Source organism: Shewanella sp. 8A, from assembly GCF_023475945.1.
GTDB classification, from domain to species: domain Bacteria; phylum Pseudomonadota; class Gammaproteobacteria; order Enterobacterales; family Shewanellaceae; genus Shewanella; species Shewanella xiamenensis.
This window is the reverse complement of sequence record NZ_JAMDJP010000004.1, coordinates 160,660-183,350: the sequence shown is the minus strand read 5'-3', so window position 1 is coordinate 183,350 and position 22,691 is coordinate 160,660. Positions and strand designations below refer to the sequence as shown.

The 22,691-nt window shown below is 47.0% G+C and carries 16 protein-coding genes; 5 read left to right on the top strand and 11 right to left on the bottom strand.

Annotation, left to right across the window (positions count from 1 at the left end; genetic code table 11):
* Positions 1 to 14: 14 nt before the first annotated feature.
* The 3 genes from M0413_RS04675 to M0413_RS04665 all read right to left on the bottom strand — a co-directional run bounded on the left by M0413_RS04675 (position 15) and on the right by M0413_RS04665 (position 3,058).
* A complete protein-coding gene (locus M0413_RS04675) occupies positions 15 to 1,205 on the bottom strand; it encodes a dipeptidase (protein WP_055647739.1) in 1,191 nt (396 codons plus the stop codon).
* A gap of 110 nt (positions 1,206 to 1,315) precedes the next feature.
* A complete protein-coding gene (locus M0413_RS04670) occupies positions 1,316 to 1,759 on the bottom strand; it encodes a SufE family protein (RefSeq protein ID WP_055647740.1) in 444 nt (147 codons plus the stop codon).
* Positions 1,760 to 1,810: 51 nt separating this feature from the next.
* Positions 1,811 to 3,058, bottom strand: coding sequence for an aminotransferase class V-fold PLP-dependent enzyme (locus tag M0413_RS04665; RefSeq protein ID WP_249553310.1), 1,248 nt, complete (start codon positions 3,056 to 3,058; stop codon positions 1,811 to 1,813).
* Positions 3,059 to 3,358: 300 nt separating this feature from the next.
* Between M0413_RS04665 and M0413_RS04660 the strand changes: the two genes are divergently transcribed.
* Positions 3,359 to 5,059, top strand: coding sequence for a methyl-accepting chemotaxis protein (locus tag M0413_RS04660; RefSeq protein WP_330130904.1), 1,701 nt, complete (start codon positions 3,359 to 3,361; stop codon positions 5,057 to 5,059).
* 144 nt (positions 5,060 to 5,203) lie between these two features.
* On the opposite strand, the gene M0413_RS04655 is transcribed toward M0413_RS04660, so the two are convergent.
* Positions 5,204 to 6,820: a DEAD/DEAH box helicase gene (locus M0413_RS04655; protein ID WP_249553306.1), complete on the bottom strand. Its 1,617-nt coding sequence runs from the start codon at positions 6,818 to 6,820 to the stop codon at positions 5,204 to 5,206.
* 407 nt (positions 6,821 to 7,227) lie between these two features.
* On the opposite strand from M0413_RS04655, the gene M0413_RS04650 reads away from it, so the two are divergent.
* The gene (locus tag M0413_RS04650) at positions 7,228 to 8,277 is read left to right on the top strand and encodes a DUF3626 domain-containing protein (RefSeq protein WP_037421804.1); all 1,050 of its coding nucleotides are present in this window, start codon (positions 7,228 to 7,230) and stop codon (positions 8,275 to 8,277) included.
* Positions 8,278 to 8,360: 83 nt separating this feature from the next.
* Here the strand turns inward: M0413_RS04650 and M0413_RS04645 are convergent, their stop codons facing one another.
* A complete protein-coding gene (locus tag M0413_RS04645; protein ID WP_088586741.1) occupies positions 8,361 to 8,879 on the bottom strand; it encodes a type II secretion system protein in 519 nt (172 codons plus the stop codon).
* 400 nt (positions 8,880 to 9,279) lie between these two features.
* Here M0413_RS04645 and cydD point away from each other — a divergent pair, with 400 nt between their 5' ends.
* From cydD to cyaB, 3 genes are read left to right on the top strand one after another with little or no spacing between them, the layout of a single operon-like run.
* Positions 9,280 to 11,202 carry a heme ABC transporter permease/ATP-binding protein CydD gene (gene cydD, locus M0413_RS04640; RefSeq protein ID WP_249553304.1) on the top strand — a complete coding sequence of 641 codons (1,923 nt, stop codon included), beginning with the start codon at positions 9,280 to 9,282 and terminating at the stop codon, positions 11,200 to 11,202.
* On the top strand, positions 11,199 to 12,950 hold the full coding sequence (cydC, locus tag M0413_RS04635; RefSeq protein WP_249553302.1) for a heme ABC transporter ATP-binding protein/permease CydC: 1,752 nt from the start codon (positions 11,199 to 11,201) through the stop codon (positions 12,948 to 12,950). The genes cydD and cydC overlap by 4 nt, the downstream gene beginning before the upstream one ends.
* A 26-nt stretch (positions 12,951 to 12,976) precedes the next feature.
* Complete coding sequence (gene cyaB, locus M0413_RS04630; protein WP_283771901.1) at positions 12,977 to 13,579, top strand: class IV adenylate cyclase; 603 nt, start codon at positions 12,977 to 12,979, stop codon at positions 13,577 to 13,579.
* A gap of 50 nt (positions 13,580 to 13,629) precedes the next feature.
* On the opposite strand, the gene M0413_RS04625 is transcribed toward cyaB, so the two are convergent.
* The 6 genes from M0413_RS04625 to M0413_RS04600 form a co-directional block, all read right to left on the bottom strand.
* Positions 13,630 to 13,809 carry a helix-turn-helix domain-containing protein gene (locus tag M0413_RS04625; RefSeq protein WP_011623867.1) on the bottom strand — a complete coding sequence of 60 codons (180 nt, stop codon included), beginning with the start codon at positions 13,807 to 13,809 and terminating at the stop codon, positions 13,630 to 13,632.
* Between the two features lie 94 nt (positions 13,810 to 13,903).
* Entirely contained in the window at positions 13,904 to 14,638 is a 735-nt protein-coding gene (locus tag M0413_RS04620; protein WP_037421785.1) for a DUF599 domain-containing protein, read from the bottom strand.
* A gap of 712 nt (positions 14,639 to 15,350) precedes the next feature.
* The gene (locus tag M0413_RS04615) at positions 15,351 to 16,388 is read right to left on the bottom strand and encodes an AlbA family DNA-binding domain-containing protein (RefSeq protein WP_249553300.1); all 1,038 of its coding nucleotides are present in this window, start codon (positions 16,386 to 16,388) and stop codon (positions 15,351 to 15,353) included.
* Between the two features lie 817 nt (positions 16,389 to 17,205).
* Entirely contained in the window at positions 17,206 to 20,400 is a 3,195-nt protein-coding gene (gene putA / locus M0413_RS04610; protein ID WP_249553298.1) for a bifunctional proline dehydrogenase/L-glutamate gamma-semialdehyde dehydrogenase PutA, read from the bottom strand.
* Between the two features lie 257 nt (positions 20,401 to 20,657).
* On the bottom strand, positions 20,658 to 21,206 hold the full coding sequence (locus M0413_RS04605) for a TIGR04211 family SH3 domain-containing protein (protein ID WP_037421868.1): 549 nt from the start codon (positions 21,204 to 21,206) through the stop codon (positions 20,658 to 20,660).
* A 195-nt stretch (positions 21,207 to 21,401) separates the two neighbouring features.
* Positions 21,402 to 22,691, bottom strand: a complete 1,290-nt coding sequence (locus M0413_RS04600) for an inorganic phosphate transporter (protein ID WP_080612413.1) — start codon at positions 22,689 to 22,691, stop codon at positions 21,402 to 21,404.

The window sequence follows — 22,691 nt, the reverse complement described above, 5'->3', positions numbered from 1 at the left end:
ATGCGGTGATGGATTTAGATTAATACTTGATTTAACACTCGTTGCCAGTTGCCGCCCATAAAGCGGTCGCGGTCGGTCGATTTAAATCGGGCCTTGGCTAGGGCATCATCAATCCGACTCATGCGTTCGATATGGTTTAACTCAGGGATCACTACATGCCTTGGTTCAGCATCAAAGCCTAATACTTTTTTGGCCCTTAGGCTGTACCACCAATCCTGATATTCCTTAATGCCTTGGGCATTATCGTTATTCAGGGCTAACAGATTTTCTTGACCTCGCAGCGGAAAATCGTTGGCGATGGCCACACAATCAACTCCACCGACCCGGGCCACATATTCTAATTGGCGGATATAGTCATTGATCGTTGGGACGGCCTTATTGGTGAGCCAAAAGCTCATCATAAAGACACCAAAAACACCGCCTGAATTAGCAATAGCACGGATCACTTCATCTGGGCTACAACGGGCATGTTTAACGATCCCGCGCGCAGCGCCATGGCTTTGAACGATTGGCGCGCGGCTCAGTTTAGCCACATCTAACGCGGTCTGGGCGCTTGAGTGGCTCACATCGATTAATATATTGGCTTGGTTGAGTTTTGCGATAAGCGCTCGCCCATGATTCGTCAGCGGTTTATTGAGTCCGCCATTGGCATCGTTATCTAGCGCTCCGCCCGCAAAGGTATTGCCATAATGGTGAGTGAGTTGCAGTGCGCGTAGGCCTTGGCGATGAAACGCATCGACACGGGCCCATTGGTTGGCATCACTATCATCTTCAACACAGTCCGCACCTTGGATTTGAAAGAAAACTGCCGTGCGATTGCTCTCCCTCGCAAGCTGGATATCGCGTCCTGTTAAGCCTTGTAAGAGGATATCGGGATGCTCGCTCACCCGTTTTGCTGCTTGCTGGATGCTGTCCATGCAGGCTTTGTAGGTTCGCTTGTAGTTTAAGGTGCCGTCGGCTTGTTCAATGGTTTCAATGGCGGAGATATCACACAGAAAGGCATCGAGGCCTGAGGCGCGAACATCGGCTAAATCATCGGGCAAAAAGGATAAACCATCGATATATAAGCGCCGTGCACGTGGAGGAAGCAGCGCGGCAAGACTAGAGAAACTGGCAAAAGGGCTTAATGCACTGGCGGCGCTCAATCCAGTAACTGCACTGAGGCCTTTGAGCAGAGTTCGGCGACGGTGATTGATAGCCTTCATGGACGTGCACTCTCCTTTAGATTAAGCTCATTTGTACTTCTTTATACCCTGTTAAAGCATAGAAGTCTTTGATTAAATCCCTCTTTTGTCGATTTAACCCGCAGATTGATTTAGGGTTTTACCGCATCAATCATTGCCTTAGCTAAGGCATGTAAGCCGTTGGTTCGTGAGGGACTTAATTGGCCCTCTAGCCCTAATTGTTTGAAATAGGCGGAAGGGTCAAAGGCGAGTATCTCGTCGCTCTGTTTGCCGTGACAGGCACTCAACAGTAAACCGATTAACCCCTTCACGATGCGCGCATCACTATCGGCCAGAAAATAATGCTTACCGTCTTGCTCTAGATGGTACAGCCAGGCATCACTCTCGCAGCCCTTCACTTGAGCAGACTCAAGGCGAAACGCGTCCGCTAAAGTCGGTAAGGTTTTACCTAGTAACATGATTTGGCGATATCTTTCCTGCCAGTTTGGTGCCTGCTCAAACCGTGCTAGTAATGTCGCTGCATCCTCAACCTGATAAGCAAAATCGGTTGCTGGAGGCATGATTGGCAATGTCATGGGGAACTATCCTCTTTTTATCTGTTTTGCTGATGGCTTTAAGGATAAACCTTAGAGTAGCAATTCTTTAACTGAGGCCAAGGCGGCAATAAAGCGGTCGATATCGGTTTTATTGGTGTAGATACCAATTGAGGCGCGGCAACAGCCTTTAAGGTTAAGGGTTTGCATTAAGGGCATGGCGCAGTGATGGCCGCAGCGAACTGCAACGCCTTGTTGATCTAATAAAATGCCCACATCCTGATGATGTTCATCGGCAAGGTTAAAAGCGACGGTGCCAATATTATCGCGATGCGCGCCATACAGATGCACATCGCCAAGGGCGCGTAGTTGGTTTTGCAAATACTCAAGCAGTTCAGCTTCATGGGCTTTAACCTCTGACGTGAGGTGTTGTTGCAAAAAGCGGAGAGCGGCGCCAAGGCCAATCACTGCACTGATCGGCGGTGTGCCAGCCTCTAAGCGATTAGGCAAGCTGCCAAATTCGGTGCCATCAAAACTGACGCGTTTGATCATTTCGCCGCCCGTAAGTAGCGGTGTAAGGGTATCGAGTATCTCGAAACGGCCATAAAGCACGCCAATGCCCGTCGGGCCGTACATCTTGTGGCCAGAAAACACATAAAAATCACAATCGATGGCGGCCATATCAACACTTAAATGTGCCACGGCCTGCGCGCCATCGACTAAGGTGAGTGCCCCCTGGGCTTTTGCTTGGCGAACTAACTCCACCACCGGATTTACCGTACCTAAGGCGTTGGATACATGGCACAGGGCGACAACCTTGGGTTTCAGTTCCAGCAAGGCTTGGTAGGCATTTAGATCAAGTCGGCAATCTTGAGTCAGCGGAATAGGTTTAATGATAGCGCCAGTGCGTTTTGCCAATTCTTGCCACGGAACAATGTTGGCGTGGTGGGCGGCGCTGTCGATCAAAATCAGATCGCCAGATTTAAGTTGTGGCGTTAAGCCAAACGCGACTAAGTTGATGGACTCAGTAGTACCGTGGGTGAAAATGATTTCTTCACGGCGTTTGGCATTGATAAATACCTGCAATTGATCGCGCACCTTCTCGTAGCAAGAAGTGGCTCGCGCCGATAACTGGTGCGCTGCGCGGTGCACATTGGCATTGTCGTATTGGTAATATTGTGCCATTGCCTCTAACACACACTGCGGCTTTTGGCTGGTGGCCGCGGTATCGAGATAACACAGGGGATAATCGCCCAACATTTGCGAGAGGGTGGGAAATTGCGCGCGGATTTGGCTATGGCTATCGGGCAATAGCGTGTCGGTCGGGGTTGAGTGTGTCATCTAGGGCTTAACGCAATAAAAAGGCGTTGGGATCTTCGGATATCTTCCCGTCAAATGCAAGTTTTCACAGGCGCTTATGGCATCCCAACGCTTATTTTCCCACTCTCTTATTATGGCGGTTTAGCTTAACCAAGATTCAGTCTCAAATTTCTCCTTATGCTTAAGTCGTAGACTCAAACGTTAAGTTTGCAGATTGCCACTATTTTTGTTTAGTCATGCTTGCTCGTCACTGCAAAGCGAAAAACTCCGACTATGCTAAATAAAGACAAATAAGACATTGGCAGTTGGAGTAGCATCCTTATGCTTGGCTTCTTAAGAGATTTGCAGATCAGATATAAAATGGGCAGTTTAATCGGCATTATGCTGCTACTGATTCTGTTATTAGCAGGATTTAGCTTGCTTAAAATGAAGCGGGTTGCCGATGAAATTCACACAATTGCATTAGAAAACATACCATTAGTGAAATTATCGAATGAAGTTACTATCTTGCAGCTTGAGAGTTCGATTAGCCTTGAGAAGGCTTTCAGAGCCTCTGAGATACCCGTTTCAGCGCAGGAGCGATTAATTGACGGCTTTATTGGTGAAGTGATTCAACATAAAGAGCGGATTAATAATGAGTTGATGTCCACCCAAACCATGCTCAATGAGGCGCTAGCATATCCCCAATCTTCAGAGTTACGAGATAAAACACAACAGTTAACCCAAGAAATTACCAATATTATTCGAGTTTATCGAGATTACGATCTAAAGCTTGCCACCGTGGTTGCCGCAATCCAGCAACGCACTAATCCTGCGGCATTGGTGCAACAGGTGAATGAACTTGAACAAACCCAAGGTGAATTTAATACCCAGCTAAGCCAGTTTGCGTTGCGTTTAGAGCAAATGACACAAACAGCAGTCACTGTTACCGAGAACGAAGAGCAAGACGCCATTTACGGCTTAATAGTTATTTCTTCTATCGCTTTGATTTTAGGTTTAGTTATCGGAATCGCCTTTAGTCAGTACATAGTACGTTCGATTATGCGCCTGCGTAATGCAGCAGCCATGATGGAGTCGGGAAACTTTAGCCGAGAATTAACAGTAGAATCGAAAGATGAACTGGGCGAGCTGACTATTAGTATGAATCAAATGGCCCTAACCCTCAGTAAAACCGTTGGGCAAGTGATTGGTCGCAGTGAAGAAATCGCATCTATGGTTACAGAGCTTAATGCTGTAGCTGAAAATAATCGTAAAGCGATACTTAGTCAGCAGGAAGATACAGATCAAGTTGCCACCTCCATGACCCAAATGGCGGCGACAATTACTGAAGTTGCTAGCAGCGCCGAGAGTGCATCCTACTCATCAGGACAAGCGGAAAGCCGAGTGAAAGAAAGCTGTGCCGTTGTTGACGCGAGTGAGAAAATTGCTCAGCAATTAGTGGCTAGCGCTCAGCAATCCAGTCAGCTTATTCAGCAGTTACAGGCAAGTACAGGTAAAATCTTAAACTTTGTGTCTGTGGTTGATGCAATAGCAGGGCAGACCAATCTGCTTGCTTTAAATGCCTCAATCGAGGCGGCAAGAGCGGGTGAGCAAGGTCGAGGGTTTGCCGTGGTTGCCGATGAGGTTCGTGCATTGGCAACTCGCAGCCAAACAGCCACACAGGAAATCAGTGAACTTATCCAAACCTTAGTACTTGATGCAAAATCTGCTGTGGATTCATTTGGTAAAAATGAATTACAAATCAAGGATTCATCTCTATTAGTTAACCAAATCAAACAAAACTTGCTTGAAATTTCGGATGCATTAACTCAGTTATCACAGGCTAATGCACAAGTGGCTACCGCGAGTGAGGAACAAGCTGTCACGGCTGAGGATATTAGTGAACGGATCAATACCATACGGGATTCAGGTGAGTCTGTGCTTAGCAGCGCTTTTGAAACGGCTAAAGCCAGTGAGTCACTCTCCCAACAGGCAAATTCATTACGTGAAGCGATGCTGCAATTTAAGGTGCGCACAGTCTAGGGATTTAGCACTATCGCTATCAATTTGTTTAGTAAAATAAAAATGCCCAGCGCTTAGGCTCTGGGCATTTTTATTGTGCATTTTTGGATAACTGGCTGAAGCTTAACGGCGATTATTAGTTAACGCGACTATGACTTAATGCTATTAAGGCTTAACACGATTCGGGCGGTTATCTGCGCGATGTGAGTGCTGTTTCGGCTCATTCGAAGCCGGTTTTACACTGTGTGGATTGCGGCCTTTGGGCTGCTCTTGGCGGCGTCCATCATTGTTTGATTTGTCGCTTCGTTCTGCATGGCTACGTTGCTGTGCACCTGAATGCGGTTTCGCTTTTGCATTGTTCCCTGCCGTTGCACTGTTAGTTGTGCCGCCATCGCGCTGAGGATGCTTACTCTTTGGTTTTGGCGAGCGTGCAACTGCTGCCTCGGTCTTATGATGTTCATTGCTGTTGCGTGATGGCGTGCTGTGCTTATCGTGGCTGCCATCTCGAACGCTGGATGTTTGAGACGCATCACGGCCAGAACCAGATCGTGGGGCAGGTTTTCCTGCACTGCGGTGTTTACGCTGGCTTGCCACGGCTTGTACTTTATGATTTTTACCTTGGGGAGTGAGCGTTGTTTCGGGCAGCGCATGCACTGGGCCAAAACCTGCAACTTCTTGGCGCTCGAGCACGCGGTTAATTAATCGCTCAATATCTTTAAGCAGTTTAATTTCTTCGCTGCTGACTAATGAAACGGCTTGGCCTGTGGCGCCAGCACGGCCGGTACGGCCAATCCGATGCACATAATCTTCAGGCACGTTAGGTAAATCAAAGTTAACAACTTGCGGTAACTGATCGATATCTAAACCGCGGGCGGCAATATCGGTCGCAACCAATACGCGAACTTCACCGCTCTTAAAGTCGGCGAGGGCTTTAGTGCGCGCACCTTGGCTTTTATTACCGTGGATCGCGGCAGCGCTAATGTCGGCTTGGATAAGGCTCTTCGCGAGTCGGTTTGCGCCATGTTTAGTACGCGAAAACACTAACACTTGCTGCCAGTTTTCCTGTTTGATGAGTTGGATCAGCAGGGCTGATTTTTGCGTTTTATCAACGGGGCAAATCCATTGTTTAACCGTCGTTGCTGCGGCATTGCGCGGCGTGACGGAAATCTCAACCGGATGATTGACTAACCCTTTTGCAAGCTCACGGATCTCATCGGAGAAGGTGGCTGAAAACATCAGGTTTTGTCGCTTAGCGGGTAAGAGTGCAAGGATTTTTTTGATATCACGGATAAAGCCCATATCCAACATACGATCCGCTTCGTCGAGCACTAAGATCTCAAGTTGATTAAACTTTACCGCATTTTGTTGCACAAGATCTAATAGTCGCCCTGGTGTGGCAACTAACACATCAACACCATGACGTAATTTATTGATTTGCGGGTTGATAGGCACGCCACCAAAGACCACAGCTGAACGCAGTGGTAGATATTTACCATAGGTTTCAACACTTTCGCCAACTTGTGCCGCCAGTTCCCTCGTAGGAGTTAAGACTAAGGCGCGAGTTTGTCCTGACTTGGCTTTTTGGCCTTTAGCGAGTAATTCCAGTAATGGCAGCGTAAAACCTGCGGTTTTTCCTGTTCCCGTTTGGGCCGCAGCCATGACGTCTTTGCCCGTTAGTACAGCTGGAATTGCTTGCACTTGGATGGGAGATGGCGTGTCATAGCCCTGTTCGGATACGGCTTTTTGGAGTGGTGCGGATAAACCTAAGGCGGAAAAACTCATTAATGGATCTCTTGTGGCAACATCGCATCGTTGCTTTGGTATAGCCTGAACGGCGGGCGTGCAGCTTACATTAACAGGGGCCTCAGTGCTACGACTGAAAGCATTTTGTTGTATAAAGGCATAAAAATCCTATTTCATTAGTGGCTAATTTATCGACCTATCAGTATCTTGTTCAGTATTTAGCGAAAGATCACGTTTATGTTAATTTGATTACTTATAAGTAGTTCAACTTGAGGTAAAATTAACAAGATTCCTCAATAGGTTGCCAAAGTGTTGGCCAGACATATTCATAAACGGGATATGTAAAGATTCACGGGATGTTTTTCCGTTTGCAGGTTGAATTCTGCACCATTGCATTCTTAAGATAGTTCTGCTCAGGAATATTAACGCCTCATGGCGGGTGGATTATGACAGCAATACAGCATATTGAACGCCTTGCACGTGGGCGAAGTGAGCAGGCCGTGGCTGTGATTAAAAACGTGCAGCAGATGTCGAATATTCCCATGCAGGAGATGCAGTTAGCACTCAAGCAATTATTTCAGTGTGGCCGGGTTGCACTGCATTTCCATCCCGACAGAATCGACAGCCGAGGTCTAACAGTCGCCGAAGGGCTTCTACGTGATGGGCAATACCGTAGTCAGTTCGAGACCCATATTTCCAATGGGCAGTTATCGCCTGAGCTTGGAGGACCAAGGGATCATTGGGAAAATCAGCTGTTTGGCGATGTGTATAAAGGAACCAAATCCCGCCCTAAGTATGGCGCTTTAGATTTAGGCATGTGGCAGGATGGCCCCGCCCCGCGTTTTGGCAGTTGTTATCTGCTCACCCACTCACAATTGCTCACGCGCTCGACCTTTACTTACCTTGATTCTTACCGTAATCCTAAGGAAAAGGGGACATTATCTTGTTTTGATGATGTGCTAGCGGCACTGCTGACCGAGAGTTTTGAGCGCCACTATGCCTTGGGTAAGGCGGACTTTAAGCCTCTAAATGTGATTCATTATTTGGCGCATCAGCTTAATTCGTCATTGCTTGCCCGCTTTGAACGCCCGATGTCGACAAATCTTGATCATTATATCGAAGCGCAAATTCACGGTGACGTGTCACTCGATGAAGATATTGCCATGCTGGTGGCCGATCCGAGTTTTAAAGGGACTGAAATCGGGGCAACGTTAACTAAGTTGTGCGACCGTTACGATATTGAGCTGCAATACCATAATGGTTTTAGCCTGCATACGGCACAGATCCCTAGCGATTTCCGTGGACCCACTATGCCATCTCTGGCCGAACGTATTGCGATTGACGACAGCGTCGATGCTTATGCCATTGGGGTTGCTGCGCGGGATTTATACCATTCGCCTCAGCATTGGCGAGATCGAGGTAATCGTGCTCAAGTAGCCCATGAACTCAAGCTACTTTGGCATGTGTTAGTCAAATACGGTGGTATTCAGCCTTAGCGCGGAAATAGGGTCACTAAATATGGTTACATGCGCACTATTGACGTTTTGATTGCGCCCAAAACGTCAACAAGCCTCAGTCATTAGCAACCTGTGTCAACCTTAGTATAGGTCGGAACACCTGTTGTCTCCCATTTATAGTCTATATAACAATTGGTTGCAGATACATCGGCTTGAGTCGGAGTCGCCAGATTTAACTTTTGCTTTGGGGTTGCAATGACTTGATAGGTGCCGTTGGATGTATAAATACGGTAGGACCAATCATTCACGCTTAAGCCTGCGGCATTAAAAATTTCAGGTGGTGTTGTGTAGCCCGCACTAGGTGCTGTGCCACTACTGCTTGCGGCCCAAGGTTGGTAATTCTCACCCCTAATACCATCAAAAACCACACGATTAGTCGTACCTGTGTTGGCGATTTCTGATTTTGCCTTGAATAAGGTGACCGCAGACTTCATTGATGCCAATGCACCCGACAACTGACTTTTGTACGCATCAGACTGTAAATTAACAAATTTGGGGGCAGCCACTACAGCCAAAATGCCCAAAATAATAATCACAACAACAAGTTCGATTAACGTGAAACCGGAATGTTTGTTTGTCATTGCTATCTAACTCCTTGAAAATTATTCCTATCTTATCCAACAATTTCGCTAATGACCAGTTAGCTAATATTTTAGTCTTTATCCTCGTTAAATAGGGTTATCCGTAATCAACAAAGATTTTTAAGTTTGATGATATGTGAGAGTGCGAATACGTGGTTCTAGATAAGTGTTTATAGGCGTGAAGTATTTATCTGTGTGAGCTAAATCTGAATTTATTGATCATCATCGCATTTTCGTGAATCTTTTAGCAAAAGATACGTCCAAGGTTTCATCTGTTGGGGATGCCTGCGATACTGCGTCCCTATCGAAGCTTTTCGCTTATTGCAAGCCCTTGGCATTGATTGGTAAGCGTTAGATCGATTTCTACAATTTACTGCAGTGTTGGTTTTGTTGGAGCACCATGGATAAGTCGTTAGAAAAGTCCCTTCTTGTTTGGCTCAAGTCGCAAAAAAAGGCCTGTGGCTGGTTTCTTGAACTTTCGGTCTGGTGTGGAATATTAAGTGCTATTGCATTGATCGTGCAGGCTTATTTAATTGCCACTCTCCTCGATGGTGTGATTATTGGTAATGGATTGCTCGGATTCGGCGCCGATAGCGCTCAGACTGTTATCAGCGCGAGTGATTATCTGCCGCATTTTATGGCCTTGATTGGCTTAATGTTATTGCGAGCAATACTTGCCTATGGCCGCGAGCGTGCCAGTTTTGAAGCGGGTAAACGTTTACGCCAACAGATCCGCAGTGCGGTAATGGATAAGTTAACTCGGCTCGGCCCTGCGTTTATTAAAGGTAAACCCGCAGGCAGTTGGGCGAGCATAGTGTTAGAGCAAGTTGAAGATTTACAAGACTTTTATGCTCGTTATTTACCGCAAATGACGCTTGCTGGCGTGATCCCCTTATTGATCCTCATCGCCGTGTTTCCCATCAACTGGGCGGCGGGGCTGATTTTGCTGTTAACCGCGCCCCTTATCCCGCTGTTTATGATCCTTGTCGGTATGGGCGCTGCTGATGCCAATCGTAAAAACTTCAATGCTTTAGCCAGATTAAGTGGCCACTTTATGGATAGATTAAAAGGGCTTGCGACCTTAAAGCTATTCAATCGAGGCGATGCTGAGCTGAAGGTGATTGAAAAGGCATCGGAGGAGTTTCGCAGCCGAACCATGTCGGTGCTGCGCATGGCTTTTTTAAGCTCGGCGGTACTGGAGTTTTTTGCGGCGGTGTCGATTGCTGTATTAGCGGTTTACTTTGGTTTTAGTTACTTAGGTCACCTCGATTTTGGCTACTATGGCGCGCACGCTCAAATTGGGCCTAATACCAATGAAGGTTTACCTTTTAGCCTGTTTGTCGGTTTGTTTATCCTCATTTTAGCGCCGGAGTTTTATCAGCCGTTAAGGGATATGGGCACTCACTACCATGCCAAAGCGCAGGCGATTGGCGCCGCGCAGGCTTTGATGACTCTGCTTGAGCATCCCGAGCCTCAGCCAACAGACTCAGTCGTTTGTGATACCAGACTTGAGAAGATTGAAAGCCTGATAGCTGAAGAACTTGAGGTCTTTAGCGTTGATGGCAGCCGCTTATTAGGGCCCATTAGTTTTGAGTTGAAACAGGGGGAACATTTAGCCTTAGTTGGCCCAAGTGGTGCAGGCAAAACCAGTTTACTCAACGCGCTATTAGGTTTTTTACCCTATCAAGGCAAGTTACTGATTAATGGTGTTGAGCTCTCCAGCATTGATCTTGCCTATTGGCGGCGCCAATTAGCGTGGCTTGGACAAGAGCCACAGTTATTCCATGGCACAGTGCGGGAAAACGTAGCCCTAGCCAATCCTAATATTACAGACGAGCAGGTGTGGCACTTGCTAGAGCAAGCCAATATCCATGAATTTGTGCGCATGCAACCCCTTGGTTTAGCGACAGCTATCGGTGAACAATCATCAACCCTATCGGTCGGGCAGGCACAACGTATAGCTCTGGCGCGGGCGCTAGCACAGGCGTCGCAGGTGTTTATCCTTGATGAACCCTCCGCGAGTTTAGACAGTGTTAGCGAGCAACTATTAACGCTCACCTTGAACCGTGCGATGGCGGGCAAGATGTGCATTATGGTGACCCATCGATTAGATCAGCTCGATCGGATGCAGTCGATCTTAGTCTTAGATAAGGGATTGATTGTCCAGCGAGGCGACTTTGCGACTCTTTCTATGCAGGCGGGTTTATTCCAAACCATGTTGCATGAAAATACCGAGTCGGTAGCCGATATTGAGCTTGAATCGCCAATGCCTGATACTCGCATCGATATTGCGTTAGGGACAACAGAGGGAGGTGCACAATGAGAATACTCCTTCCCTTCATTCGGTTGTTCTCCCATCAATGGTTAATGATGGTTATTGGGCTGGTGCTCACGCTCACCACGCTTATGGCGGGGATTGGGCTGTTGTCACTTTCCGGCTGGTTTTTATCGGCGACGGCGGTGGCGGGATTAACGGTTATCGGCTCCCAATCCTTTAACTTTTTTACTCCCGCGGGGGGCGTGCGTTTCCTTTCTATCGCGCGAACGGCCAGTCGTTACGGTGAGCGCTTAGCAACCCATGAGGCAACCTTTAAATTATTAACCGAACTACGGGTGTGGGCGTGGCGAAAACTCTTCCCGCTCAGCGCTAAAAATCTACAAGGATTGCGCCGCGCGGATATGCTCAATCGTCTCGTGGCGGATATAGATACGCTCGACCATCTGTATTTAAGACTACTGACGCCGATGGCTGCTTCCTTGCTGATGACGGCGTTGTTATATCTATTCCTCGCATGGTTTGATGCCAAGCTAGCCTTAAGTTTATGCCTGTTTTTAGTGGTGATTTGGCTGCTGCTACCACTGTTGTTTTATCGTCTCGGGCATGCGCCTAGCCGCAATATGCTGGAGACTAAACGCCAATATCGAGTGCAGTTACTCGATATATTACAAGGCCAAGCGGAGCTGAGTTTATTTGGTGCAAACGCCAGATACCGACACAAGCTCGACGAGGCCGAGCAGGCGTTATTTGCTAGCCAAGGGGCGATGGCGAATATCACCGCCTTGAGCCAAGCCATGCTGATCCTGGCGACGGGCTCGGCACTCATCATGATGCTATTTTTAGCCGCCAATGGCGTGGGCGATGCCGTGCCTCCCGGACCGATGTTCGCCTTGATGGTGTTTGCCACTATGGCCTGTGTGGAAATGATGATGCCGATTGCGGGCGCCTTCCAACATTTGTCCGGTTGTGTGCTGGCGGCAACGCGTATTAACGAAATCACCGAGCAGGAAAGCGATATTCGTTTTAGTACAGATACAGATCTTAAGGCGACCTCAGGTGGATTGCTGATCCGCGATATCCAATTTAGTTATAGCGAAAGCCAGCCCGTGCTTCAGGGCTTATCCCTCGAGATAAAGCCGGGCCAAAAGGTGGCGCTATTGGGCTCCACTGGCTGCGGTAAATCCAGTTTATTGTCCTTAATTACCCGAGAGTGGCAGGCGCAAAGCGGTCAGATTTACCTTGATGGTCATCAATTGAGTGACTATAGCGAGTGCGCATTAAGATCGGCGATGACAGTCGTGAGCCAGCGGATCTATCTGTATGCGGGCACGCTGCGGGAGAATCTTGCCATTGCCTTGCCTGTGCCAGAAGGGCAAAAGCGTACCGCCAATGACGAGCATTTTATCCAAGTATTACAACAGGTTGGTTTAGGCGAATTACTTAAAGGCGACAAGCCTCTCGATATGTGGATTGGTGAGGGCGGCCGGCAGTTATCGGGCGGTGAGCAGCGCCGAATTGGCGTGGCAAGGGCATTGCTGCGTGATGCGCCTTTGTTACTGTTAGATGAGCCAACCGAGGGCTTAGATAAGCGCACCGAGCGGGAAATTCTAAGTTTACTACTTGAATTTGCAAAGGATAAAACTCTGCTCATGATTAGCCATCGTTTAACGGCGATGGCCAAGATGGACCAAATTCACCTCCTCGCCGAGGGGCAAATTGTGGCATCGGGCGATCATCAGCAATTACTTCAAACTTGTCCCGCCTATCAGGCGCTCTATCGTCGATTGGGCTGAGTCGGACTTAAAAAGGAGTAAAGCTTTTGATAAACAACCTAATAACAGCAGACTTAGCGCCAGCGGAATTAGCACCACAAATTAACGCCCATTTTAACGGTAAGTTTGAGGTAGAGCTTAAGTATCGGCTTACAGACCGTGAAGCCTTTTGGGCACGCCTAAGCACCAAATCCCCCGAGGTGATGCTCGAGGATAATCTTGAGCATGACTGCTATTTTGATTCGCCCTCAGTGTCGTTAGCGGCGGAGCATAAAAGCCTGTGTATTCGCGAGATGCAGCCCTCTGGCATCATGCTGTGGATTGTGAAAGGTCCCGAGAAAGACCGTTGTGAAGCGGTCAATATCACGGATGCCAACAAGGCTAAAAGTATGCTACGGACTTTAGGCTATCAATGTGTGCTTGAGATTAAAAAACGCCGCAGCGTGTATTTTCTCGGGGAATTTCATTTAACGCTTGATTGGCTCGAAGGTTTAGGAGACTTTGCCGAGCTTGCAATCATGACTAATGATGAAGCTAAGTTGCCCATCTATGAGGCGCAGCTCCTCGCCTTAGCCGCAGAACTTGGGCTAGAGGAATCACAGCGAGAATTTTTATCTTACAAACAGTTACAGATGGCTATACAAGGATAAGCGAGGCATCCCAAGTCCATTTGGGGATGAATCGACAAAGGCGCGGCGGCTTATCTTCCTAAGCGCTGCGAAAAGGCTAAGTAACGTTTGACCTCTTCTTCGGGGAATCGCAATTCTTCACCGTCTTTCACGCTGCTGAGCAGGTTTTCCCGCGCATAGCGTTTGATAGTTGCCGGACTCTTATCTAGCAACTTGCACACTTCATCCACTGTTAACAGATTATCACTCATGGTTCACTCCCATTATTGATTGGTGATTAACCCAATGAGTATAGAACAAGAATTAGACTGCGCTTTACTGGCGCAGTCTCAGGCTAAATGACGACTACTTGGATTGACGCTGAGTTTCTCGCGCTTGGTATTCGGTTCCTAAATGTGCCTTCGCAGCGGTAATGGCCATAACTGCGCGAGATTTAAATTCGCGGCGATACAGGGTGACCACCACAAACAGGCTAGCCAAAATAAATAGGATAGGGTGCACGAACCAGCAGAGCACGGCCATCGAAAAGTAGTAAGCCCGCAGGCCATAGTTATAGGAATGGGCGGCTTGGTCTTGCACCGTTGCCATTTGCCGCGCGTAGGCTTTGAGGTTGTCATTGGCGCCTTCGCTATCCATCGGGCCTGCGCCTATCATCACGTTCACAAAGCCGTATTGGCGCATCGACCAGGTAAATTGGAAAAACGCCATCACGAAGATCACCACTAATAGCGCCAATTTCACTTGGACTAAGGAGTGGTTCGGTGGCGTAGCATAGGGAATAGTGGCGATCACGGCTTCGAGGCGTTCAACCTGGGCAAATAAGGTTAATACCCCCGCGAGCACGAACAACGTGGTCGAGGCAAAAAAGGCAATATTACGCTCAAGGTTCGCTAATAACGCCGCATCGCCTACCCGCACGCCTCGAGTCATCAGCTCGAGCATCCAGTAAATTCGGTGTTTATGCAGGCCACGGGCAATACAGTCGGTATCCTTCGCTTTGCGTCGGGCAAAGGCGGTATAGCCAGCCCAAGAAACGATAAACCACGTTAATGCAGAAATATCTAATAGCGAGAATGTCATAGTTGCCTTGAGAAAGTGACTTTGAGAAAGTAAAAAATCGGTTGATTGAATGGCGATTATGAAGGTTTTTATCTCTTAGGCGCAATCCCCTCATATCGCTTTAAAATCTCGCCTATTCACAATTTGAAGCCGCTCACATTGGCTTTGAAACCTCTTGCTTAGTGAGACTCAGTTTTGAGGAAATTCTTGTCAGGTAAGTGAGTGAGAAAATGTGTAGGGGTTGTGTCACGAATCTCGAATCATGGCCTTTCGGCCGAGGTGAATCAAAGTTGTGGGATTTCAACCAACACCCGATAATCGTGCTGGTTTGCTTAGTGTTTGAATTAGCAAGGTTATCGCGGGTAGTGAGTAATAGAGGCCTAACGGCCGAGGTGAATCAAAGTCGTGGGGCTTCACCCCACACCCGACCAAGGAGGACTGCTCGTCCTATCCTCCTTGGATTCTCCAAGACGCCCCTAACGGAGTTGAAAGCCCCTTGTGCTCATAGTCAAATTTGCTATCGCTTCCGAAGGATGCGTCCCTGCACCTGCGAAAGCTAGCTCGCCATCCATGGCGAGACTCACGCAATTTTTCTATTCGCCCTGCGGCAACTCCGAGGGGGAAGGTTAACTCCTGTCGCTTTCGTGCTGTCTGCTTGTTAAGCAAAACAAACAGAGAGATGCCTACTATTACTTTTGGAAAATTTAACAATGAGTGGCTCGTTAAAATGTGCTTAGTTTTTGAATCTTACTTGTATATATTTCTGACGGTCTTTATCGTCTAATATGCGATCACTTGAAGGATTGAACCTTATGAAGAATTCATTCTTATTATGTAAAACGGGAAATGTGGAGGGCTTTACATATACAATTAGAACAAACAAATTTCTATCAATTTCTTCTAGAGACCATTCAACAAAATGAGAAATCATTGCCCCTAATGTATTTTTAACAGTATCTTTGAACATAAGGATAAATTTGTCTTGGTCATATTCTGTATATGATAAATCCTTTTCTAATCCAAGTATTTTCCCATTGTCATCAACACCTACAAGCAAAGTGCCACCTCTGGAATTCAAAAAGGCAGCAATTGTCTTAGTGCATTGATATTTTAGTTCTTTATTCTTCATATCATTTTTCACATCATAATTGAATGATGACTTGAATTCGAGTTTTTTGCCTTCTTTTTCTTTAACAAGGTGAAGTATTTTTATGGCATTTGTACTGTGCTTATCAATGTTAATACTAAGTATTTTATGAAGACGGCCCGCATCAGAATGATTTCCTAAAGCGGATATTGATGCTGCATTTTCTATAACATTTTTTATATCTTGAGAACCTAATGGATACTTGGAGCATATGTTGCTTACTTTTCTAAAGCCTTTAACGCAAAGTTTATAGTAATTTGGTACGCATTCTTCATAATGGCCGCCGCTGTCAATGTGCATTATCAGTGCATCAATATTGGCTTGGCTTTCATCAAGTAAAACATTAAGGCAAAGCCTAGAAGCATCATTGATCCAAATTTGTAGAGGCTCGGGGAAAAGTTTATCAAAAGGAAGAACAATCGAGTCTTTGATTGCCAGATAAGCCTTATAAACATTTGGATATTGATGAACATTTTCAGATATTTCAGCCAACATAAATCGTCTATCGCGAATCGAACGAAGTAGTTTCCATTCACAGTAAAAATAATGCAACTGGGGATTGGATAAGATTCGCTCAAAATCTGTTAAGAATTCTTTTGCACTCACTGTTTCAAATGATGCCATCTTTAATACCTTTATTCGCAATTAACATTGAATATCTTTAATAATTAATTGAATATTAGCATGCAACAATGCGCGTCACTATAAAATCAGGATCAACTTGCTCAATAGATAGGCCATACATAACTCTTTCAATGTAATACGTTAACCCAGCTGTCATGGAAGTTCACCTATCCCCTGCTACGTTACTGTTAGTCGTTGAAAAAATAGTGTGATTTCGGCAAATGTTTAATAAACCATTCATTGTAAAATTTTATAAAAATATAAATTTAAAAATAAAATTTCAAATTTATTAGATGGTTATAAGTGAGTTAAGCATTGTCATGTAAGTGACCGTTGGCGGCATAAAATTTATTGAGACACCCATTGTTAAATTTTGCAACGAAAAGACAAAATTGAAGATGAGGTCAGGACTGGCATTACTTGATTATCATGGTTGCACCAAATCAAGCATTGTTGCGCCAGTGACCTTCTAAAACATGGATGTTTTAGTAGAGCCTACAGGGACGTATTCACGGCGTGTCACTGGTGTAACAGTGCAAAGGCCTGCGGCAGGCAATGAGGGAATACGATAGCTAGAACCCATGATGCCGCCTATTAGCACCTCAAACCATTACCGAAACTACTGCCCAGTATTGAGACAGAGAAAGTCCCAAAGGATGAAAAATTAAGCGACGACTGAAAGTTTAACGGCAGAAAAGTTCAGGGCGCCACTGATTCCTGTGCTCATTTCTCTCATTGAATTTAGGTATAAGCATTCATTACCCAATAAAAAAGCCAGACAGAGTCTGGCTTTCGTTTATCAATAAGTCGTTAGGACTTAGGCGTCGCTATCACCCAGTGACAACAGGGTCGCGTTACCACCGATAGCGGTGATGTTATTAGTGCGAGTTTTTTCAGTCACAAAGCGAGTTAAGTAGTGTGGACCACCGGCTTTTGGACCTGTACCTGACAGACCTTGACCGCCGAAAGGCTGTACGCCAACGACTGCGCCGATTTGGTTACGGTTGATGTAGACGTTACCTACGTTCACTTTATCAGCCACTTCGAGGGCATGGCCTTCGTTACGGCTGTGGATACCTAAGGTTAATCCAAAACCTGTGCTGTTGATTTCATCGATCACTTTGCCAAGATCCGCTGCTTTATAACGGATCACATGCAGGATTGGACCAAAGTGTTCTTTTTCAAGCACTTTGATTGAGTCGATTTCAACGGCAGTTGGCGCTACAAAGTGACCATTCTCAGTGCCTGCTGGCAGTGGCATTTGCTTGATAAGCTTACCGACTTGCTTGATGTGGTCGATATGGGCGTCAAGGTTAGCCTTCGCGGTCGCATCGATAACTGGGCCTACGTCGGTTTTCACTGAACTTGGGTTGCCAATCACTAACTCATCCATCGCACCTTGCAGAACATCGATAACGCGGTCTGCAATATCTTCTTGTAGGAAGAGTACGCGCAGCGCCGAGCAGCGTTGACCCGCACTGGTGAAGGATGAAGACACTACATCGTTAACCACTTGTTCTGGCTGAGAAGTAGAATCGACCACCATAGCGTTTTGACCACCGGTTTCGGCGATTAACGGAATGATGGCGCCTTCACGGTTTGCCAGTGTGCGGTTAATGAGTTTGGCTGTGCCCGTTGAACCGGTAAAGCATACGCCGCCGATGCGCTCATCAGCCGTCAGCGCGTTACCTACGGTAGCGCCTGTGCCCGGTAGATATTGCAGCACGTCCGTTGGAATACCCGCTTGGTGTGCTAACTGCACTGCACGGTAACCAATGATAGACGTCTGTTCAGCGGGTTTTGCGACCACAGTGTTACCCGCAGCGAGGGCCGCCGATACTTGGCCTAAGAAGATCGCTAATGGGAAGTTCCATGGGCTGATACAGACGAACACACCGCGACCTTGGAGGAAGAGTTCGTTGAGCTCTCCTGTTGGGCCTGGGAGCAGTTCAGGTTTTGACATCAGCTTTTTAGCTTGCACCGCGTAGTAGCGGCAGAAGTCTACTGCTTCACGCACTTCGTCGATACCGTCTTGAATGCTCTTACCTGCTTCACGGGTACAGAGGGCAATCAGTTCTTCGCGGTTTTCTTCTAACAGATCCGCAAGCTTTTGCAGTGCCGAGGCGCGCACTTCCACTGGCGTACGAGTCCAAGAGCCGAAAGCCGCATGGGCCGAGGCGACGGCTTGTTCGATAGCCGCTTTGTCGGCAAAGACCACTTGACCCACAGTTTGAGTGGTATCGAATGGGCTCACTACGGTTTTGTGCTCACCAGTTAGGGTGTTGCCATTAACCAGAGGGCCAGCTTGCCATTGTGTTGATTTAAATTTGTCTAAGGCCGCGAAGAATGGTTCTGCTTCTGAAATGATGTTCATATTGAGTCCCTTGGAATTTTTGCGATCGCTACCGAAAATATCGGTAGGTAAAACGATTTTGTTGTTAGCCAGGGTTTTGTAGCCTGTCAGGGTTTTCAGTGGGTGAACCACTAAAGACTCAATAGGCGTTTTCGGGTCGACCAGCTTGTGCACGAACGAGGTGTTGGCACCGTTTTCCAGTAGGCGACGCACTAAGTAGGGCAGCAGATCCTTATGGGCACCGATTGGAGCGTAGATACGTACCGCTTTCGCGCCCGCTTCCGACAGAATAGTGTCGTACAGCTCTTGCCCCATGCCGTGTAGGCGTTGGAATTCGTGGTTACGATCGCCCGCCATATCGGAAATTGCCGCTACCGTTTGTGCGTTGTGGCTAGCAAATTGGGGATAAATCGCGCCGCGGGTGGCGTCGGATAACAGGTAACGCGCACAGGCTAAGTAAGATACGTCGGTACCGGCTTTGCGGGTGTAGAGTGGGTAAGCAGCTTCGCCAGCTTGTTGTGCCCATTTCAGCTCGCTATCCCAGTAAGCGCCTTTCACTAAGCGAACGGGGATTTCGTCGCCTTGCTCTTTCGCTAGGCGGGTTAACCATACCAGTACTGGCAGGGCACGCTTAGAGTAAGCTTGCACCACGATACCGAGTAATCCCCAGCCTTTAGTGGCGTCAGAATTAAACAGTTTTTGGAACAGTTTTAATGACAGTTCGAGGCGGTCAACTTCTTCGGCGTCGATAGAAATACCGATATTTAACCCGCGCGCGAGTTTAATCAGGCGAATAACAGTGTCGTACAGCTCGGTCAACACACGGTCTTCGTTAGCGACTTCGTAACGTGGGTGCAATGCCGACAGCTTGATAGAAATCGTTGGGCGTGGTGATTCACTTTCGTTATAGCTTTGCGCGCCTAACTCGGTAATCGCATTGGCATAATCGGTAAAGTATTTTTCGGCATCTTTACGCGTCAGCGCGGCTTCACCCAGCATATCGTAAGAATGGGTGTAACCTAATTTACGCTTGTCTTCGCTGTTCTTGAGCGCTTCTTTCATAGTGCGGCCGAGAACGAACTGCTTACCCATAATCTTCATCGCCGCCATCATGGCTTGACGGATCACGGGTTCACCTAAACGATTGACTAAACGGCCTAATAGGCTACTTGGGCTACCATCGATTTTTTTATCTAAGCTAACAATTTTACCCGTGAGCATTAGGCCCCAAGTGGAGGCATTAACGAGCACCGAATCGCTCTTGCTTAAGTGTTCATCCCATTTTGCACCTGAAAGTTTATCTTCAATCAAGGCGTCGGCGGTGGCCGCATCGGGAATACGCAGCAGGGCTTCGGCTAAACACATCAGGATGATGCCTTCCTGAGTCTCTAAGCTGTATTGCTGCAGGAAGGCATCGATGCCAACCATTAAGCCTTTTTTCTCAAATTGACGAACTTTGTTTACCAGTTCGTGGGCACGACGAGTGACGCGCTCGATGGCTTCATCACTGGAGGGTACTAGTTTGATTAGCTCTGACAAGTATTGTTCTTCATCGACAATGTAGTTGTCGGTGACGGCTTTGAACAGTTCGTCGAGATTGGCAGAATCGTAGCGGCCTGCCAGCACTTCACTCGCTTTGAACATAGTAATCGCTTCCATCTTGGCCAGTTGTTTTCGGCTCTATTGTTGAAACAAAAATGGGGGGCGCGAAACGCATTTGATATTTTGTATACAATATGAAGCTTTGCGCGCGCAGATTATACAACCAAAATGTGACGGACAACACTATAGCGTGAAAGAATGTGAGGATTGTTTGATTGGCTTGTTAAGCGTTAGTTGTAACGCTTGATTGACAAAAAGCCAGTGTTTGAAAACACTGGCTTTAGCTTTGACTTTCAGATTATTTGCGTAAAAATTTACATCCAACGCTTCTTGTTGCGGCGTTGTGGTCTTGGCAGATATACCAAAATTACCCCAACCACTAAACCTGCGGCGGCAATCAGTCCGCCCTCACGCCATAGCGCAAATTGTGCCTCTTGGGCGCTATGATCAACTGCTACTTTGAGGTTATCACGCTCTTGAGTGGTTTTGTTCAGCATAGCTTCGGCTTCGCTTAGCTTGGCTTTGAGTTCATCCACTTCATCGGAATGGTTATTCGTCGAACTTAAGACTTCTGCAAGCTTGGCTTTGGTTTCGTTTAACTCATTAGTGAGTGTTGAAACTTGCTCACGAAAACTAGGCGTTGAACTGATTAAGTTGGTTGGCACCCAACCTTCACGACCTTTATGGTCGATTATTTTTGAATAATCACCCTGAGTTTCGCCAAGTAACGTAACGGGTTGTCCCGCTTCAATCGAACCCAAAATACGATAATCAGTACCAGGGCCGTTGAGAATATAAAGAAACACGTTATCCGAGATATAGCGGGGTTGGCCTTCGGCCAGCAGGTTAGGGGAGAGTAACATCATTCCCACCAGAGTCAGCATTCTTAACACTTTTGTATTCTCATCAACGAAATAGTGACCACATGCTAGGGATTTGAGGCCTGCAATGCAAGAGGGAAGTCATAGACTTCCCTCAACTTTGCCGCATCCATGCTAGCAATTCCTCTGTGTTTAGTACATTTCTACGGCGAGCTTGCCATAGTCGTCATGTGCTTCTTAGTTAAAGATGCCTTTAATCATATAGAAGAAGATGATCGATAGACCTGCACCCGCAGGTAAAGTAACCACCCAAGACACAACAATGTTACGCACCACACCAATATTGATTGCCGCAATACCACGGGCCATACCCACACCTAATACCGCACCGACTAACGTTTGTGTGGTAGAGATAGGTAAACCAGTACCAGAAGCAATCACTACAGTAGAGGCTGCGGCTAATTCGGCAGCAAAACCGCGACTTGGGGTTAAGTGAGTAATATTTTTACCAATGGTTTGCATTACGCGCTGACCGAAAATCGCCAGACCCATAACGATACCGACAGCACCTAAAGGTAGGATCCACCATACTAACGGTGATTTAGATGCAATTTGGCCACCACTATTAACTACAGATACCACCGCAGCTAAAGGACCAATCGCATTTGCAACATCGTTTGAACCGTGGGCGAATGCCATACAACAAGCGGTTAAAACCATCAGGATCGCAAACACTTTTTCGACGTTAGCGTACATGGTTTTGTGGCTTGCTTTCTCATCCATTTTTAGACGAGAAATAAACACTTTACCTATGATACCAACGACCAATGCTATTACGCCCGCCAGGATATAAGCTTCGGCACCTTTTAAATGAATGCCAACGTGTGACAACCCTTTGAGGATCGTGACTAATGACATCATAAAGCCTGCGAACGCCATGTAGAAAGGTACATAACGTTTAGCATTAGCAAGTGGGTTATCGGTGTTGAAAATCAGTTTTTGAGTGCTTTGGAACAGAATGAACGCCATAAAGCCAGAGATTGCTGGTGTAATGACCCAAGAACCAACAATACCGCCTACTTTTTCCCAAGCGACAGACTCAGTGCCAACGCCTACAGCCGCGAAGCCGATAATCGCGCCTACAATTGAGTGAGTCGTTGATACTGGCCAGCCTAATGCCGATGCCACGACTAACCAAATCCCCGCAGCTAACAATGAGCCAATCATGCCATATACCAGCAATTCAGGGGTTTGGGTAAAATAACTTGAATCAATAATACCGTTACGGATTGTACTGGTCACTTCGCCGCCGGCCAAAAAAGCACCTGCAAATTCGAAGATCATAGCGATAATAATCGCTTGTTTAATCGTAATAGCGTTAGAACCAACAGAGGTTCCCATCGCATTGGCCACATCGTTTGCACCAATGCCCCACGCCATTAGAAAACCAAACGCAGCCGCAATGGCAATAAGCCACGGCCCATTAGTGGCTAATACGTTAGCCACCTCCATACCTGCATCAACCAT

Coding starts and splice junctions, on each gene's coding strand:
- M0413_RS04675 (WP_055647739.1), bottom strand. CDS start 1,205: ATGAAGGCTATCAATCACCGTCGCCGAACTCTGCTCAAAGGCCTCAGT.
- M0413_RS04670 (WP_055647740.1), bottom strand. CDS start 1,759: ATGACATTGCCAATCATGCCTCCAGCAACCGATTTTGCTTATCAGGTT.
- M0413_RS04665 (WP_249553310.1), bottom strand. CDS start 3,058: ATGACACACTCAACCCCGACCGACACGCTATTGCCCGATAGCCATAGC.
- M0413_RS04660 (WP_330130904.1), top strand. CDS start 3,359: ATGCTTGGCTTCTTAAGAGATTTGCAGATCAGATATAAAATGGGCAGT.
- M0413_RS04655 (WP_249553306.1), bottom strand. CDS start 6,820: ATGAGTTTTTCCGCCTTAGGTTTATCCGCACCACTCCAAAAAGCCGTA.
- M0413_RS04650 (WP_037421804.1), top strand. CDS start 7,228: ATGACAGCAATACAGCATATTGAACGCCTTGCACGTGGGCGAAGTGAG.
- M0413_RS04645 (WP_088586741.1), bottom strand. CDS start 8,879: ATGACAAACAAACATTCCGGTTTCACGTTAATCGAACTTGTTGTTGTG.
- cydD (WP_249553304.1), top strand. CDS start 9,280: ATGGATAAGTCGTTAGAAAAGTCCCTTCTTGTTTGGCTCAAGTCGCAA.
- cydC (WP_249553302.1), top strand. CDS start 11,199: ATGAGAATACTCCTTCCCTTCATTCGGTTGTTCTCCCATCAATGGTTA.
- M0413_RS04625 (WP_011623867.1), bottom strand. CDS start 13,809: ATGAGTGATAATCTGTTAACAGTGGATGAAGTGTGCAAGTTGCTAGAT.
- M0413_RS04620 (WP_037421785.1), bottom strand. CDS start 14,638: ATGACATTCTCGCTATTAGATATTTCTGCATTAACGTGGTTTATCGTT.
- M0413_RS04615 (WP_249553300.1), bottom strand. CDS start 16,388: ATGGCATCATTTGAAACAGTGAGTGCAAAAGAATTCTTAACAGATTTT.
- putA (WP_249553298.1), bottom strand. CDS start 20,400: ATGGAAGCGATTACTATGTTCAAAGCGAGTGAAGTGCTGGCAGGCCGC.
- M0413_RS04605 (WP_037421868.1), bottom strand. CDS start 21,206: ATGTTACTCTCCCCTAACCTGCTGGCCGAAGGCCAACCCCGCTATATC.
- M0413_RS04600 (WP_080612413.1), bottom strand. CDS start 22,691: ATGGTTGATGCAGGTATGGAGGTGGCTAACGTATTAGCCACTAATGGG.